Annotated in this window: 14 protein-coding genes; 4 read left to right on the forward strand and 10 right to left on the reverse strand. The window is 33.0% G+C overall.

Going from position 1 to position 16,427, the window contains the following annotated elements; genetic code table 11:
• Nucleotides 1-2 precede the first annotated feature (2 nt).
• The 6 genes from ASC44_RS11400 to ASC44_RS11425 form a co-directional block, all read right to left on the reverse strand.
• Nucleotides 3-1,448 (reverse strand): SusD/RagB family nutrient-binding outer membrane lipoprotein, encoded by a 1,446-nt coding sequence (locus ASC44_RS11400; RefSeq protein ID WP_055447720.1) that lies wholly within the window; start codon nt 1,446-1,448, stop codon nt 3-5.
• A gap of 10 nt (nt 1,449-1,458) precedes the next feature.
• Entirely contained in the window at nt 1,459-4,650 is a 3,192-nt protein-coding gene (locus ASC44_RS11405; protein WP_055447721.1) for a SusC/RagA family TonB-linked outer membrane protein, read from the reverse strand.
• Nucleotides 4,651-4,710: 60 nt separating this feature from the next.
• Nucleotides 4,711-5,394, reverse strand: coding sequence for a TIGR04282 family arsenosugar biosynthesis glycosyltransferase (locus ASC44_RS11410; RefSeq protein WP_055447722.1), 684 nt, complete (start codon nt 5,392-5,394; stop codon nt 4,711-4,713).
• 71 nt (nt 5,395-5,465) lie between these two features.
• Nucleotides 5,466-6,530: an arsenosugar biosynthesis radical SAM (seleno)protein ArsS gene (gene arsS / locus ASC44_RS11415; RefSeq protein ID WP_055447723.1), complete on the reverse strand. Its 1,065-nt coding sequence runs from the start codon at nt 6,528-6,530 to the stop codon at nt 5,466-5,468.
• Nucleotides 6,531-6,622: 92 nt separating this feature from the next.
• Nucleotides 6,623-6,958, reverse strand: coding sequence for an arsenosugar biosynthesis-associated peroxidase-like protein (locus tag ASC44_RS11420; RefSeq protein ID WP_034062410.1), 336 nt, complete (start codon nt 6,956-6,958; stop codon nt 6,623-6,625).
• Between the two features lie 131 nt (nt 6,959-7,089).
• The gene (locus ASC44_RS11425) at nt 7,090-7,380 is read right to left on the reverse strand and encodes a hypothetical protein (protein WP_420835941.1); all 291 of its coding nucleotides are present in this window, start codon (nt 7,378-7,380) and stop codon (nt 7,090-7,092) included.
• Between the two features lie 418 nt (nt 7,381-7,798).
• Here ASC44_RS11425 and ASC44_RS11430 point away from each other — a divergent pair, with 418 nt between their 5' ends.
• From ASC44_RS11430 to ASC44_RS11445, 4 genes are read left to right on the forward strand one after another with little or no spacing between them, the layout of a single operon-like run.
• The gene (locus ASC44_RS11430) at nt 7,799-9,040 is read left to right on the forward strand and encodes a cation:proton antiporter (RefSeq protein ID WP_055447724.1); all 1,242 of its coding nucleotides are present in this window, start codon (nt 7,799-7,801) and stop codon (nt 9,038-9,040) included.
• Nucleotides 9,041-9,045: 5 nt separating this feature from the next.
• Nucleotides 9,046-9,828, forward strand: a complete 783-nt coding sequence (gene xdhC, locus ASC44_RS11435) for a xanthine dehydrogenase accessory protein XdhC (RefSeq protein ID WP_055447725.1) — start codon at nt 9,046-9,048, stop codon at nt 9,826-9,828.
• 45 nt (nt 9,829-9,873) lie between these two features.
• Nucleotides 9,874-10,881 carry a hypothetical protein gene (locus ASC44_RS11440; RefSeq protein WP_055447726.1) on the forward strand — a complete coding sequence of 336 codons (1,008 nt, stop codon included), beginning with the start codon at nt 9,874-9,876 and terminating at the stop codon, nt 10,879-10,881.
• Complete coding sequence (locus ASC44_RS11445; RefSeq protein WP_055447727.1) at nt 10,878-11,363, forward strand: nucleoside-triphosphatase; 486 nt, start codon at nt 10,878-10,880, stop codon at nt 11,361-11,363. The genes ASC44_RS11440 and ASC44_RS11445 overlap by 4 nt, the downstream gene beginning before the upstream one ends.
• 46 nt (nt 11,364-11,409) lie before the next feature.
• Here the strand turns inward: ASC44_RS11445 and ASC44_RS11450 are convergent, their stop codons facing one another.
• From ASC44_RS11450 to ASC44_RS11465, 4 genes are all read right to left on the reverse strand, one after another.
• A complete protein-coding gene (locus ASC44_RS11450; RefSeq protein WP_206542781.1) occupies nt 11,410-11,784 on the reverse strand; it encodes a hypothetical protein in 375 nt (124 codons plus the stop codon).
• A gap of 219 nt (nt 11,785-12,003) precedes the next feature.
• Nucleotides 12,004-14,328 (reverse strand): xanthine dehydrogenase molybdopterin binding subunit, encoded by a 2,325-nt coding sequence (locus ASC44_RS11455; protein WP_083476281.1) that lies wholly within the window; start codon nt 14,326-14,328, stop codon nt 12,004-12,006.
• Nucleotides 14,321-15,730, reverse strand: a complete 1,410-nt coding sequence (locus ASC44_RS11460; protein WP_055447729.1) for an FAD binding domain-containing protein — start codon at nt 15,728-15,730, stop codon at nt 14,321-14,323. Before ASC44_RS11460 ends, ASC44_RS11455 begins: the two co-directional genes overlap by 8 nt.
• 174 nt (nt 15,731-15,904) lie before the next feature.
• The gene (locus ASC44_RS11465; RefSeq protein WP_055447730.1) at nt 15,905-16,378 is read right to left on the reverse strand and encodes a nucleoside deaminase; all 474 of its coding nucleotides are present in this window, start codon (nt 16,376-16,378) and stop codon (nt 15,905-15,907) included.
• Between the last annotated feature and the right edge of the window lie 49 nt (nt 16,379-16,427).

The following is a 16,427-nucleotide window of genomic DNA, read 5'->3' on the forward strand; positions in this document are numbered from 1 at the left end:
TTTTAGTTTTCGTCCCACCAAACTGGGAAATTTATACTGTTGCTATTTGTAGCACTTGCAGCTTCTTGATAGTTTTCGGCATTTAAAGCTTCTTCTTCTGCCGGATAAGGCATACGAACAGGAATTAAATTATTATTTAAACTAGCAGAAATAGCATTAAATTCCGGGAAACCGGTACGTCTGTATTCTACCCAACCTTCATAACCATTAATAATATTTGCAATCCATTTTTGAGTAATAATTTGCTCTAAAGGTGTTGTGCCTATAGCATTAAAAGCTGCATTTCCATTTAAATAATTTATAGGCATTTCTGTTTGCCAATACTCAAAGGCTTGTGTTACTCCGATTTCGTATAGGTCTTGTGCATTTCCTGTTATTAATCCTTTTTGGGCAGCTTCTGCTAAAGCAAAATGGACTTCCCAAGAAGTGATGAAGTTAGCATCTAAAACAGAAGTGTCTTCTCTAAAAGCACTACCTGCTAAAGAATAATCTGATAAAGCAATAGAAGTAGAAGAGGCGTCTATACCATTAATTAAACCATTAAACTCAGATGCTGCAGCGTTTGCAAAAGGTTTAAAAAAGGTGTTTATTCTTGAGTCATCTAAATCTATTAAAATGTTTTCCATGGTTTCGGATAAAACAAAATTATTAAAATCTCCAATACGTAATTGCGCTAAGCGAAAACTATTAGGGTCTGTATTGGTGAAATTAAAAATAGCATTCTCACTATTTGAAGAAATATAATTTCCTTCTGTTGCAATAGCTTGTAGTTGTGAAGAAACATCTACTTTGTCCGATATTCTTAGCAACGCTTTAATTTTTAAAGCATTTGCAAATTTAACCCAAGATTCTAAATCACCATTAAATAAAATATCACCTTCTAAAGCAATACTTTGCGAGTAGTTTTCTATGGCAATAATACCTTTGTCTAAATTATCCAAAATACCATTGTCGTTCATATAAATAGATTCTTGACTATCGTAAGTTGGTGTTACAGTGCCTTCAATACCATTAAAAGCTTCAGAATAAGGGACATCTCCAAATAAATCTGTTAAGCCAGCGGCCATATAGGCTTTTAAAATTAGAGCAGGACCTTCGTAGACTGCAAACGTATTGATGCTTCTAGACTGATTTAAAATAATTTCATTGTCGCGTAAATTAGTATAAAATACAGGCCACGGATTACCACCTAATTGTGGTGATTTTAAGGCGTGACGATCGAATAGGTTAAAATCTAAAGCGGTTCTATGTTGCGATAATAAATCGCCAGCAACAAAGCCTTCATAACTCATTTGCTCTCCAAAATCATATATCACTTGTCTTAGTAATAGACTAGGTTGTACTGTATTTGGTGCATTAGGATTTGTATTAATGTCTTCAAAATCTTTTGTGCAGCTTGTTGTTAAAACAAGCGCAAAAAAACTAAATAAGTATAATATGTTTTTCATTTGTATCTTTTTAGAAATTTAAACTTGCTTTAAAACCAAAACTACGTGATGAAGCATAACTAATATCTTCTACACCACTTACAAAGCCAGTGCCTTGGACAGCTAGTTGCTCGGGATCAAAATGCGGATTCTCGGTAATTACGAAAAGGTTTTTTCCTATTAATGCTAGATCAATTGTACCGCCTTCTTTTAAACCTAAAAAACCATCTTTTAATTCAAAAGCATAGCCAATTGAAAATTGACGTAATTTTAAATACGAAGCATCGTATACATTGTTTTCTTCATGGTTTCTATCATAAAACTGTCTGTAATAACTTTCGGCAGAGATGGCTACTGTATTTGGTTCTCCTGTTTCAGTAACACCTTCGGCAACAATTCCACCATCTGGTCTGTATTCTGTTTCTGCTAATTGTCCACCAACGTTTCCTAAAGCGCTTGTTCTAGAAACAATTTCTCCACCTTGTCTCCAATCGAATAAAAAGCTTGCTTTCCAATTTTTATAATTAAAATCGTTATTCCATCCTAAAGTAAAATCTGGATTGTAGTTTCCAAGTTTTTGTAAATTATTATCTGCTATATAATTTCCGTTACTGTCAATAATAAACTGTCCATTGTCATTTTTTAAATAACCAGTTCCATAAAAATCACCAATTTTACCGCCTTCTTCCACTTGAAACCAAACCGTTTGATTTTGGCTATCGTAAATTCTGCTATATGCTAATGTTAATCTACCATCTGCTTGCGGTAATTCTTTAATAGTAGCTGTGTTTGTCGCAAAATTAAAAGTGGTATTCCAAGAGAAATCATTAGTTCTAATTGGTGTTATTCCTGCAATAATTTCTATTCCTTTAGATTGTACTTTTCCGCCATTTACAACTTGTTGTTCGTAACCCGAAGAAATAGGGATTGGCAATGAAATAATTTGATCTTTTGTGGTTGCGTTATAGTATGTGAAATCGAAACGTAAACGGTCTTTTAAAAAGCGTAAATCTGCTCCAAACTCATAAGAGGTTGTACTCTCAGGCTTCAAATCTGCATTCGGTATAAAATTTTGATTGCTAAATGTTGGTTCGCTATTAAAAGGAGTTTGAGATACAAAAGCACCAGACGTTTGGTAAGCATCTGTATCGTTACCAACTTGTGCAACACTCGCTCTTAATTTTGCAAATGAAATACTTTCTGGTAACTCTGCAACATTAGATAGAATAAAACTTGTTGAAACCGAAGGATAAAAGAAAGACGTATTGTCTACCGAAAAAGGAGTCGCCAATGCACTCGACCAATCGTTGCGACCAGTAATATCTAAATACAAATAATCTTTATAGCCTAATTTAGCGATTCCGTAGAAGGAATTAATGCGTTTTTGAGATTCAAACTGAAACACTTCAATAGGAGATGCTGCATTATTAAGATTATAAATGCCAGGTTGCGCCAAACTTACGGTTTGCGATTGTTTTGTAGAAGCTTTTTGGTCTAATCTGTTACCACCAAACGAAAAATCTAATTTAAAATCGCCAAAGTTATTGTTGTAATTAAAAAGGAAATCGGTGTTAACCTCTCTATAAGAAACATCATGCTCTGCATAAGCACCACTTTGAAAACGATTACTAGAATAGGCGCGTATAAGTTGTCTGTTTTCGTAAGAATAATCCATTCCTGTTCTTACTTGTAAACTAAAATTATCTGAGAATTCATGTTTTAAGGCAAGGTTTCCAAACACACGATCACGATTAAAAGAGTTCCTATTTTCGTATAAAATAAAATAAGGATTATCGAAAAAAGTATAGTTAAAAGAATACTGTTGCACGCCTTCTAAACCAGGTTGCCAGTAGTCTTGTAAATTATTAATGTTAAGACTTCGTGGTCCCCAAGCAACTAAAGAATAATTTACATTTTCGCTACCATAACCATTAGACGGTCTATTATCACTACTAGAATTTGTATAAGAAATAGAAGAAGAAAAAGTGGTGTTTTCTGTAGGCTCAAAATTAAGTTTTGTAGCTACTGTTTGCCTATCTAAATTAACACCAGGAATAATAGATTCGCTTCTTAAATCTGTAAAAGATAATCTGTAGTCACCTTTATCAAAACCATTAGAAATGGCAATATTATTAATGGTTGTAATTCCTGTTTTGTAAAAATCTTTAAGATTGTCTGGGTTAGATTTTAATTCTGTGGGTGTAATAGCATTACCAGAATATAAAGCCGTGTCACCACCACGAACAATTGTACCATTGTCTAAAACAACAGGACTATCAAACTGAGATACAAAAACACCAGCATCTAATTGTGGTCCCCAAGAATAGGAAATGTTGTCGTTTACTCCACCACCTAGGCCATCGATATATTCAAACTGTCCAGAATTTCCTTGACCATAAGTGTTTTGAAAATCAGGCAATCTAAAAGCAGAATCTACAAATAAAGAGGTGTTAATACTTATGCCTAAACCTTTGGTTTTTTTTCCGTCTTTGGTCTTAATTACAATAACACCATTTGATGCTCTAGAGCCATACAATGCAGCTGCACTTGGACCTTTTAATACAGACACTTCATCAATATCGTCCGAATTAACTTCCATAGCACCATTTCCAAAATCTATTTCTTGAAAACCAGCAGCAGCTTCGTTTGTAAAATTAAAAACGGTGTTGTTATTAATAGGAATACCATCAACTACAAATAATGGGTTGTTGTTAGAAAATGAAGCTTCACCACGAATGGTTATTTTAGAAGACGAGCCAACTCCGGTTGCACCTTGAGAAATAGTAACACCTGCTAGTTTTCCAGATAAGTTATCTAGAAAGTTAACGGATTTTACTTCTGTTATGTCCTCAGATTTTAACGATTGTACAGCGTAACCTAATTCTTTGGTATCGCGCTCAAGACCTAAAGCTGTAATTACAACTTCGTCTAAGGCAGAAGCATCTTCGGTTAATTTAATATCAATTTGTGTGTTACTGCTAACAGTGATTGTTTGTGTTTTAAAACCTAAATAAGAAAACTGTAATTGGCTTAGTTGATTGCTAACTTCAATAGTATAAAAACCATCTTCGTTGGTTGTTGTGCCTTGATTGTTTTCTGTTGTAATGTTTACAAACGGTAAAGTGGTACCATCATTTTTACTGGTTACTGTACCAGAAATTATAATTTGTGCAAAGCTAAAACTTGATATAAGTAGCAATGCACACAAGTAAATGTGTCTCATTAAAATATATTTTCAATAGATTATTAAAGTTGAAACGAAGTGTATCGTTTCTTTATATGTCTATGCCGAAAATATAAATGGAGAGCCTTTGTTGTAATTTAAAGCTGTTAAATTCAGTTTTAGGAACTGAAATATATGTGTTGTTTTCGCTTTCGCGGAAGTAATAATTAATAATAAAATACTTTTAATTAAAGTAGAAATACTTCTAAAACTGTCTGTGATTTTTTTAGCATCAGAAAAAGTATCAATATCAGTAAGTGTTTCTAATAAAGAAACTTTAATACTTTTTAAAGATAATAGATTGGTTATGCGTTGTCTTAATTTAGAGGTTTGCCAAGGTAAATTAATAAAATGATTAACATTAAATTGTTCTTTACTTATTCCCATAAGATAAAAACCGCCATCTTGAGATGGGCCTAAAACCAGAGTATTAGTCTTAAGTTTTTTGTAAGCACTATTAATATGACTCACTTTTAAATGTGGTGTGTCATTACCAACAGTAATTACATTGTCGAAACCTTTATTAAAAACAGATTGAATAGCATTTGTAAAACGCTCTCCAAAGGTGTTTCCTATTTGTTGGGTTTCAGAAACAATAAAATAAGGCAATTTTGTTTGCTTTACTTTAGCTTCTATTTGTGTGTTTAATTCTTGAAATAATACAGCAGCATGCGGGAAAGGTTTGTTTAAACCTTCCGCTTTTGCAGAATTTGAAAATATTAATATGGCTGTTTTATTTGTCATAAACGATCTCCATAATAATAGAGATTTTATGTGTTTTTTTTTCCGCGTAAGCGATAATATTTTGATTAATTTTAAGCTACAACACCTTGACAGCTACTTCCTGCTCCAGCAGTACAACCATAACAATGTTGAGAAATCACGATGTTTCTACCTTCCAATAATTCTTCTTGATACTCGCTAATGTGTCTAGATTTACTATTCACTGGTAATTCTAACATTTGGTTAAAATCACAATCAAATAAATAACCATCCCAACTTACAGACAATGTATTTGTACACATTACGTTTTCTACAGCAGCCGGATTATAAGCTTCAACTAAAGCATACATATAATCTTCGTAATTTTCTGAAGCAATTAAATAATCTAGAAAACGAGCGATTGGTAAATTTGTGATGGCAAATAAACTGTGAAAATTAATTCCGAAATCTTCCATCAATGCTTTTTTGAAATCTTTCTCCATTGTCGCTTGGTCACCAGGCAAATATGCACCATTAGGATTGTAAACTAAATCTAACTTTAAATCACTACCAGGCATACCATAACCACGTTCGTTTAATTCTTGTAACGCTTTTATAGACATGTCAAAAACACCTTCACCTCTTTGTTTATCTGTTTTTCCTCTTGTCCAGTGTGGCATAGAAGAGACAACGTGTATGTTGTGTTTTTTAAAGAAGTCTGGTAAATCGTAATACTTTTTATTAGCACGAATAATGGTTAAATTAGAACGTACAATAAAATCCTTAACACCAACTTTAGAGGCTTCCTCAACAAACCATCTAAAATGTGGGTTCATTTCTGGTGCACCACCTGTTAAATCTAACGTGTGCGCTCCAGTAGTTTTTATAACATCCAGAATTTGTTGCATGGTCTCACGCGTCATTATTTCCTTTCTGTCTGGACCTGCATCAACGTGGCAATGTTCGCAAACTTGATTGCACATATAGCCAACATTAATTTGTAAAATTTCAAGCTTTTTCGCTTTTAAAGGAAACTGATTTGTTTCCGAAATCTTATTCTTGAATGTTGGTAATTCACCATTCGCAAAAATACCATTAGATAAAATATCTAATTGCTTATTGCTTTTTGCTAAATCGCTATCTCTTTTCTGTAATGACTGTGTTTTTAATTTACCCATTGTTAAGTTTTACTATACTGTTTACGTAAAATTTGAGGTTATAGTTTTAGGTCGTTAGATGTATTGCTAAAAAAGTAAAAAATGATTTCTACTTACATTTCTAATTTATTCACTTTATTCATCATCTGAACACCATGAACTAAAGTTGCTCCGCTTTTTATAGCAGCACCAACATGTAGCGCTTCCATCATTTCTTCTTTGGTAATACCGCGTTGTAATCCGTCTTTAGTATAAGCATCTATACAGTAAGGACATTGTTCTGTGTGCGCTACAGCGAGTGCTATGAGCGATTTTTCTCTTGCTGTTAAAGCACCTTCTTCGAAGACTTTACCGTAATAGTCGAAAAATTTATCACCTAGCTCTTGATTCCATTCACTTATTTTTCCAAATTTTCTTAAATCTGCTGGATCGTAATACGTTTTGCTCATTATAATTTTAGTTTGTGCTAAGATATAAATCTATAGCTTGTTGTCGGATATAAATAGTATACCTAACAAAAAAAATGGATTTAACTTTTGGTATAAAGTTAAATCCATTTGTAAATTTAGTAATCTTTTTATTAAGAAGAAGGTCTTCCTTTAAGACGTTTTTCGATCTTTTGTTTCTTTTCAGTAACTCGTTTCATAACGTCCATAATCTTTTCATCTTTACTTTCTTTATAAAATTCGTTTAAACCTAATATAATTGACTTGCCTTTTCTTGAGGCTTTAACACGATCACTAGTTGACATATTGCTCATTTTCATATCTTCAAATTCTTGAGCTTCTATAAGTAACGTTTCCATAAAATTCTTTTTTGTATTTAAATCACAAAATAACGAAATATATTCAATATATACGTATTTAGTCATAATAAAAATTGATTCTCTAATTGTGAAAACTAATTCTATTGTATGGAATATTAAACCATTAGTAGTAATGGTGTCGGTTTTAGTCCGAAAGAAGAAATAAGAATCTTTGTTTTTGTTTCGTTAATTACACCTATTTTAAATTAAAAAATCAAAGATTTAAGTTGATTTTTTAGAATTGAGAAGGCGAGATTGGTTTTAGAAAAGCCTTTTTTTTAATCAAAATCAAACAACTATCGCTTTATTTTAAGTTTTTAAATGTTTAGGTTCAAAGTATTGTGTTACTAATTCTTAATTTAAACCTTTACTAAAGACTTCAATTTAGAGTGCCAATATAAATCGATATTAGCTTTTTCATAAAAATAAATTAATAGTAATTAAGAGATATAAATCTTTAATTTAGCAGGAAATATATTTTTCTATGGATTATTTTGTAATTACCTCTGTGTTAGTGTTGATGGCAGCTGTATTTGGGTATTTAAATGTTCGTTTTTTAAAAATGCCTAATACTATTGGCCTAATGTTAATTACAATTGTATTTACATTTGCTGTATTTGTACTTAGTTATTTTGATGATACATTGCTTAATGCCGAGCGGTTTATTATTACTCAAATAGATTTTAAGACTGTTTTACTTGATATTATGCTTAGTTTTTTGCTTTTTGCAGGTGCATTGCATACTAATTTCGAGCAGCTTAAAGTACAACGATGGCCAGTTTTGGTATTTGCTACATTTGGTGTTTTAATATCAACATTTTTGGTTGGCTTGATTATGTTTTATGCTTTACCAATTGTAGGCTTGCATGTAGATTTTATTTACTGTTTACTATTTGGATCCTTAATATCACCAACAGATCCTATAGCTGTTTTAGGTATTCTAAAAAAAGCCGGTGCACCAAAAAGATTAGAAACAAAGATTGTAGGAGAGTCCTTATTTAATGATGGCGTTGGCGTTGTAATATTTTTAACCATCTATAAAATAGCAAGCTTAGGAATTGAAAACGTAAGTGCTTTAGAGGTTGTAGAGTTGTTTGGTTTAGAGGTTATTGGTGGTATAGCTTTAGGTTTAGTATTAGGATGGATTACCTATAAATTAATGAAGTCTATAGACGATTATGATATTGAAGTAATTATAACACTTGCAGCAGTTATGGCAGGAACGGTTTTAGCACAAAAACTACACATATCGGCGCCTTTAGCTATGGTTACCGCCGGATTAGTGGTAGGTAATGATACTGTTAGAGAAAATGCAATGTCGGAAACTACAGAGACTTATGTAGATAAGTTTTGGGAGTTAATCGATATTCTTTTAAATACCATTCTATTTGTATTAATAGGAATGGAAATGTTAGTGCTTACATTTAAGATGGAGTATTTAATGGCTGGCTTAATTGCGATACCTTTAGTATTAGTGTGCAGATACCTATCATTGTTAGTGCCTATAAAGTTCTTTGAGAAGAAATTAAACTTTGTTCCCAAGACAAATTTAATAATGACTTGGGGAGGATTACGTGGTGGAATTTCTATTGCATTGGCCTTAGGTTTAACGCAAGCTATGGAACGTGATTTGTTTTTAGTGATTACGTATGTCGTTGTTGTTTTTTCTATAGTATTTCAAGGATTGACAGTAGGTAAACTTATTAAAAAATTAGAGGTTAAATAATCTTTATGCAAAACTGGATTACACTTTTAGCTGAATTTAAAAAACAACAAATACCTGTTGCGTTTATAACTGTAACCAAATGTTTAGGGTCAACACCTTGCGTTATTGGTTCCAGAATGCTAGTAACTAAAGACAAGGTTATTCATGGAACAATAGGAGGAGGAAAACTAGAATTTAAAGCTATAGATGAAGCTATTATCGCATTGCAAGAAAATAAAATTATAGAATCTAGTTACACTTTAGGGCCAGAGTTCGAACAATGTTGTGGCGGAAAAGTAGAATTTATAATAGAACCTATGAATCAATTACCAGAATTATTTTTATTTGGAGCAGGACATATTGGTGTTGAAATTTCTAAATTATTAGTAGATACGCCTTTTAAAGTGAATGTTATTGACTCTCGTGAAGGCTGGTTTTCTAATTTAGAATTAGACGAAAGTATTACTACGCATCAAACAACAGAAACGGATTTTGAAACATTTAAAGAGGTTGTTAATTGGGGAAGCAATAGTTATGTTTTAGTGTTGACACACAATCATGCTATCGATTTTGATATTATAACAATGGCTTTGCAAAATGAAACCAAATTTCTAGGATTAATAGGAAGTAAAACAAAAAAAGTAAGGTTTAATAACATGCTTATTAAAGAGATGAATATTCCTGAAGGGATGACTAATGTCGTTTGCCCAATAGGATTAGACATTGGAGGAGATACACCAAAAGAAATAGCCATTAGCGTAGTTGCGCAATTGCTACAAGTACACTACTTGTCTGTAAATAAAGAATAAAAATAGCAGCTGTCGCTAAAGAGTATAGCGAAGAATCTTTGTCTTATGAAAAGCAATAAATCCATTATAGATAAACTAACTGCACTTTGGGCTTTAAATGAGTCTGGTTTAGGAGGTTTTTTGCATGTGTTTAACTCACCTTTTACAGGTTTAATTGTTGGAGGACTATCCATATTACTTATTAGTTTAATTGCGTTTTATGCCGAAAACAAATGGCAAACACTTTTAAAAGCTTTGGTAATTGTCTTGATTATAAAAATGGCAGTGAGTCCATATTCGCCATTTGGAGCCTATGTAGCGGTGAGTTTTCAAGCTGTTTTAGGTGCGCTTTTATTTTCTAATTTCTCATGGAAAGGTCTAACAATAATGGTTTTAGGAATGGTGACATTTCTAGAATCGGCACTTCAAAAATTATTAATTTTAACAATTGTTTATGGCACCAATCTTTGGGAGGCTATTGATATTTATGGAGCATGGGTTCAAAAGAAATTAAATTTTTTATCCGAGACATCTACAACATCCTTTATAGTAACAACCTACCTTTTGGTTTATGGAATCTGTGGGATTTTAGCAGGGATTTTTATAAAAAACACCATTAAAATTATTTCAAATAAAACTGAAACTGATTTTTATCTCAACCTTGAAAAGAGCGAAGCCGATATTAAAAATAAAAAAGTTTCTTTTAAAACAAAAATTATTTGGGTTTGGCTAATAACGGTTGCGGTTATTGTTTTAGCATTTTCGATATTTGGTGGACCTCTTTTTGGATGGCAAAAGGCTATTTATATTGTATTACGAAGCTTCTTAATTTTAATGCTTTGGTATTTAATTATAGGCCCGTTTTTATTAAAAGTAATACGAAAATACTTGCATAAAAAAGAATCTAAATACCAGGAGGACATTACAAATGCCATGGATTTATTTCCTTATTTCCGACAGATAATTTTATTTACATGGAATGAAACTAGGCCTTTAAAAGGTTATGTAAGATTTCAATACTTTATTGCGAATAGCATTTCTAATTGTATTCATTTTAAAACGCCTTCGGAATGATTTATATTCTTACAGGAAACATTCGTACAGGGAAAACAACAGCTTTGTTAAATTGGTCCAATGCTCGAAACGATGTCGATGGTTTATTATGTCCAGATAATGAAGCGGGAAAACGCTATTTTCTGAAAGTTAAAACGAAAGAAGAATTTGAGTTTGAAGTTGAAACTGAAATTGAAGCAATCCTTAAAATAGGAAACTTTAAATTTTTACAATCTGCTTTTAAAAAAGCAAATGATTATTTACTTTTAATTGCTTCAGAAACTCAAAACCTTTACGTAATTATAGATGAACTCGGAAAATTAGAATTAAAAAATGAAGGTTTACATCGTGCTGCTGAAAAAATAATTCCGGAATATGAATTCAATAAAAGCGAACATATCATTTTGGTAGTTCGTGATTATTTATTGGAAGCTGTTTTGATAAAGTATGACATCTCTCAATATGTGATTCTGAAAAAAGAAGATTTAGGATTATTAAAGTAATTTGGCATGCCACATCACAGAGTAACATTTGTAATTGTATTATGCTTTAGCTGAAAATAGTTTCACCTAAAGCATAATAAATTGCCATAATAGCTGAGTATACAGCGCTTCCGAGAAATCGCCATTTAAGCTTAAATCGATTTTGAATAACATAGTTTGCTAAAAACGAAATAGGGATGTTTACCAAGAACGACCAGAAAGCAATCTCTATAAGATTAAAGCCAATAGCCTCAAATTGTCCTGAAAATAGTTTAATAAACAATAAATGTCGTGCTACCCATAACGGATTAAAATAGGCTATTGCTAAACCTGTTTTTGTTAATACAGCTCGTGCTCCTTTTAAAAACTGTGTCTTTTTTACAATCCAATCAAAATAGTTAGGGATCTCGAACGCATAAAAAGTGGCGCCAATAAATGCCATGCCCAGTAAGCGATGCCATGAAAATTCGTCAACTATTAAAGCTGCTGTTGTATCTCCAGCACTATAAATAAGTGCTCCTTTAAGGATGTTTTGTATTTTGTAATGTAGTGCGATAGCTTATTTTATTATCCTGCAAGGTTTCAAAAACCTTGTAGGTATTTATTTTTTTATCCCTACAAGGTCAAAAAATGACCTCGCAGGATATTTACAATTATATGTTTAGTTTTTATACAAGCCCATCAACACTTTTTCTGGCGTCATTGGTGCATGAAACTCTAGGGCATGGTTAGGATTAAACGCTTTAATAGCGTTCTGAAGTGCAAAATAAGCACCAATGCCATACATTAAAGGCGGTTCGCCAACAGCTTTAGATTTTAAAATAGCCATGTCATTGCCTTCGGTTTCTACAGGAATTACTTCTACCGTTTTAGGAACGGAAAATATATCAGGAATCTTGTAAGTAGACAAAGCGTTAGATAATAATTTGCCTTCTTTATTATACGCAATTTCTTCCATCGTCATCCATCCAATACCTTGTATTAACGCACCTTCCACTTGTCCTAAGTCAATACCTTCACTCATACTTTTCCCATAATCGTGTACAATTTTTACAGAGTCAAATTCGTAAGTGCCACGAGTACAATCTATGGTTACAGTTGTAATTGCTGTGCCATAAACGTGGTAGGCAAAAGGATGTCCTTTTTCTTTTGTTTTATCAAAGTGAATTTCTGGTGTTGCGTAATGCGCGTTTTCGGTTAAAGCCACACGTTTTAACATGGCAGAACTGATGAGGTTTGTCCACGATAATTCGGATTTGTTTCCGTTTACAAAAACAGCTTCTTCTTTTAAAGTAATACTGTCTTTGGATACTTGTAAATCTTCCGAAGCTACTATTTTTAAGCGTTCTAAAAGCGAATGACAAGCCATTAAGGTTGCTTTTCCGTTTAAATCTGCGGTCGAACTGGCAGCAGATGGTGAGGTGTTTGCAACTCTGGTTGTATTGGTGGTTTCTATTTTAATTTTTTCAATGGAAACAGAAAACACATCGGCAGCAATTTGCATCATTTTCGTGTTTACACCTTGTCCCATTTCTACAGCAGCCGTACTAATTCCGATGCTTCCGTCTAAATAGATATGCACCAAAGCACGTGCATGATTCATAGGTGTATTGGTAAACGAAATACCAAAGGTAATTGGCATAAAAGACAAACCTTTTTTAAATGCTTTGTTGTTTTTATTAAAGTCTGTAACGTCTTGCTCTAAAGCATCACTATTAAATATGGTTTTAGCAGAATTCCAGGTGTTTTTGGCTTCTACTTTTTTTGCTATTTGTCCGTAAGAAAACGTGTCGTTTTCCTCTAGTAAATTGATTTCCTGAATTTGTCTTGCGCTCACACCAATTTTAGAAGCTGCTTTTGCAATAGCCGATTCTATAACAAACATGCCTTGTGGTCCACCAAAACCTCTAAAGGCTGTATTTGGTGGTAAATTGGTTTTACAACTTAATACTTTGGTTGTTACGTTTGGTACAAAATAGCTATTGGTAGCATGAAACAGTGTGCGCTCTGCAATTGCAGGAGATAAATCTGCTGCAGCTCCAGAATTTTGTAAAAACTCGGTTTGATACGCTAGAATTTTTAGGTCTTTAGATAAGCCAATTTTATACGTGCTTTCATAAGGATGACGTTTTCCTGTCATGCGTAAATCGTCATGACGATTCAATATTAATTTTACCGATTGATTTAAATGGTAAGTCGCTAAAGCTGCCATTACCGCCCATGGTGTTGCTTGGTCTTCTTTCCCTCCAAAACCTCCGCCAAGTCGCATAACATCTACTTCAATTTTGTGCATTGCAACACCCAAAACTTGAGCAATTGTTTTCTGTACAGAAGTTGGGCCTTGTGTGGATGATGTTACTTTTATATTACCGTTTTCTAAAGGTTCGGCATAGGCGCCTTGCGCTTCAATATATAAATGTTCTTGTCCGTTAGAAAAGGTTTCGCCTTCAAAAACATACTCGCAATCTTGGAATGCTTTTTCGGTGTTACCTAGACTAAAAGATCTTGGTGCATTAATAAAACTACCTTTTGCTTTGGCTTCTTTTGCGGTGGTGATTACTGGTAAATCTTCAATATTGATTTCTATTAAGCTTCTTGCTTTTCTTGCAATAAATTCCGATTCGGCAACAATTAATGCAATTGGCATGCCCCAGAAATGGACTTCATGTTCAGCAAATAAAGGTTCGTCTGGAATAATACCACCAATTTCGTTTTTACCAGGAATATCTTTATAAGTAAAAATACGTTCCACACCTTCCAAAGCTTCTGCTTTAGAATAATCGATACTTTTTATTTTTCCGTGGGCTTTTGGTGAATCAAAAACAACACCATGAAAAGTACCTTGTCTAATATTTATATCATCTACATATAAAGACTCGCCACGCACATGTGTGTAAGAATCTAAGTTTTTAATGCTTCGTTTTAAAGCGATAGAAACAGCGTCCAATTTGGAGTTTAAAACTTTATTTGATTTGTTTTTATGCATGCTGAACAAAATCGTTTAAGGTGAAATTATTTGGAAACAATGTCGTGAAATGTGCGAAAAATAATTGTCTTGCTAGTAAGCGTTTGTAATCGCTAGTACCACGAACATCACTAATTGGAGCAATTTCTTTTTGAAGCATGGCGTTAGCTTCCAATATCGTTTCTGTATTCAATTGTTTTCCTTTTAAGAAAGCTGAAGTATCATGTAGATATTTAGGGATTGCCGCAACGCCTCCAATAGATACATTAGCTTCTGTAATAGTCTCGTTTTCTACTGAAAGATGTATAGCAGAATTCACGCTCGCAATATCGAGATGTGTTCGCTTGCAAACTTTTTCAAAATTGAAAAAAGAATGTTTTGCTGGTAATTTGAAGCTGATTGCTTTTAAAAGTTCACTTTCATTTAAATCAAAAGTTTTATAACCTTGATAAAAGTCTTTAAGTAGAATGGTGCGTTCTTTTTCTTCGGAATTTATTATCGTAATTTCACTATTAAGAGCTAAAAAGAAAATGGTCATGTCGCCAATTGGTGATGCATTAACAAGGTTACCACCTAAAGAGGCCATGTTTCTAATTTGCTCTGAAGACACCAGTTTTAAATGTGTTCTTAAGTTTGGTAAAAGACTATTTAGTTTTTTATGATTCCATAAATCTGAAACCGTAATGTTTGTGCCAATTGTGCACTTTCCATTTTCAATAGAAATACCTTTCAGATAGTCTTTTTCTGCAATAAGATGGACCGTTCTGTCGGCTAAATTATCTGCTTGCTGTACGTATAAATCCGTTCCGCCAGAAACATATTTCCCTTTAGGCTGATTTAAATCTTTAGTTTCTAAATCTTTTAATCGTTCTGGAATACCTTCAAAATAATCAGGAATAAATTCATTTTCAATTAACCATTTGAAAGTATTTTTTTCTTGATTCTCTAATTTTTTAACCACTTGGTGTGCTGCTTTTTCAATGGCTTTGTAACCTGTGCATCTGCAAATGTTTCCGCTAATGGCATCTATTGCATTACTGTAGTTGTTTTCAGAATTTGACAACGCAAAACCTGTTAAAGCAACCACAAAACCTGGAGTGCAAAATCCGCATTGTGTTGCGTAATTTGCTTTCATGGCTTGTTGGGCTGCGGTTAATTTGTTTTTTAAATTTGTGCCTTCAACTGTTACAATGTGCTTGCCGTGCGCATTTCCTAAAGGAGAAATGCATGAAGTAATACTTTGGTATTCCATAGTATTATTGGTTAAAGTGCCAACTAAAACTGTGCAAGCACCACAATCACCTTCACGACAGCCAATTTTGGTTCCTGTAAGGCGTTGTTGGTAACGAACAAAATCCAATAAGGTTATTCCAGAATGTTCTGGAGTTTTAATGGTTTTGTTATTTAAGATGAAGGTTATCATGTGTTTAAAATCGTTCTCAATAGTTCTGTTAATCTGTGAGCCAAAAACTTAATTTATCGTCACTTCGAGTGAAATTCTTTTTTTTAGAATTTTGTATCGAGAAGCTTTTAAGTACAAAGGTTCTCGATACATATATAGCTCACTTAAAACACTCGAACAGACGTAATCTATAATTTAATACTCCGTTTTATCCATTTTTTTAGTCCATTCTTGGAATGGCTCTAAGGCAATCTCACGCGCTAGTTGCTCAAAAGGAATGCTTCTTTCAGAATAAGGTAATGGAATTTCTTTGTAAATAAATTCATCATCAAAACCAATATTTGCAGCATCGACTTGGTTACTTCCGTAATAGACTTTATCTGGTCTAGCCCAATAAATAGCGCCTAAACACATAGGGCAAGGTTCGCAAGAAGTGTAAATTTCACAACCATCTAGTTGAAATGAATCTAAGTTTTTACAAGCATCTCTAATAGCTGTAACTTCTGCATGTGCAGTTGGGTCGTTAGTAGAGGTTACTTTGTTATTTCCGCGTCCTACAATTTTTCCATCTTTTACTACAACGCAACCAAACGGTCCTCCTTCGTTGTTATTCATTCCTTTTAAAGCTGCGTTTACAGCTTCTTTCATGAATTCATCTTTGTTTATCATATATAATAATTGTTTGTTTTTTTTAATTGTATTTTAATAAAGGTATTAA

Origin of the sequence: Lacinutrix mariniflava, from assembly GCF_001418015.1 — a bacterium.
In the GTDB taxonomy this organism is placed as follows: Bacteria; Bacteroidota; Bacteroidia; order Flavobacteriales; family Flavobacteriaceae; genus Lacinutrix; species Lacinutrix mariniflava.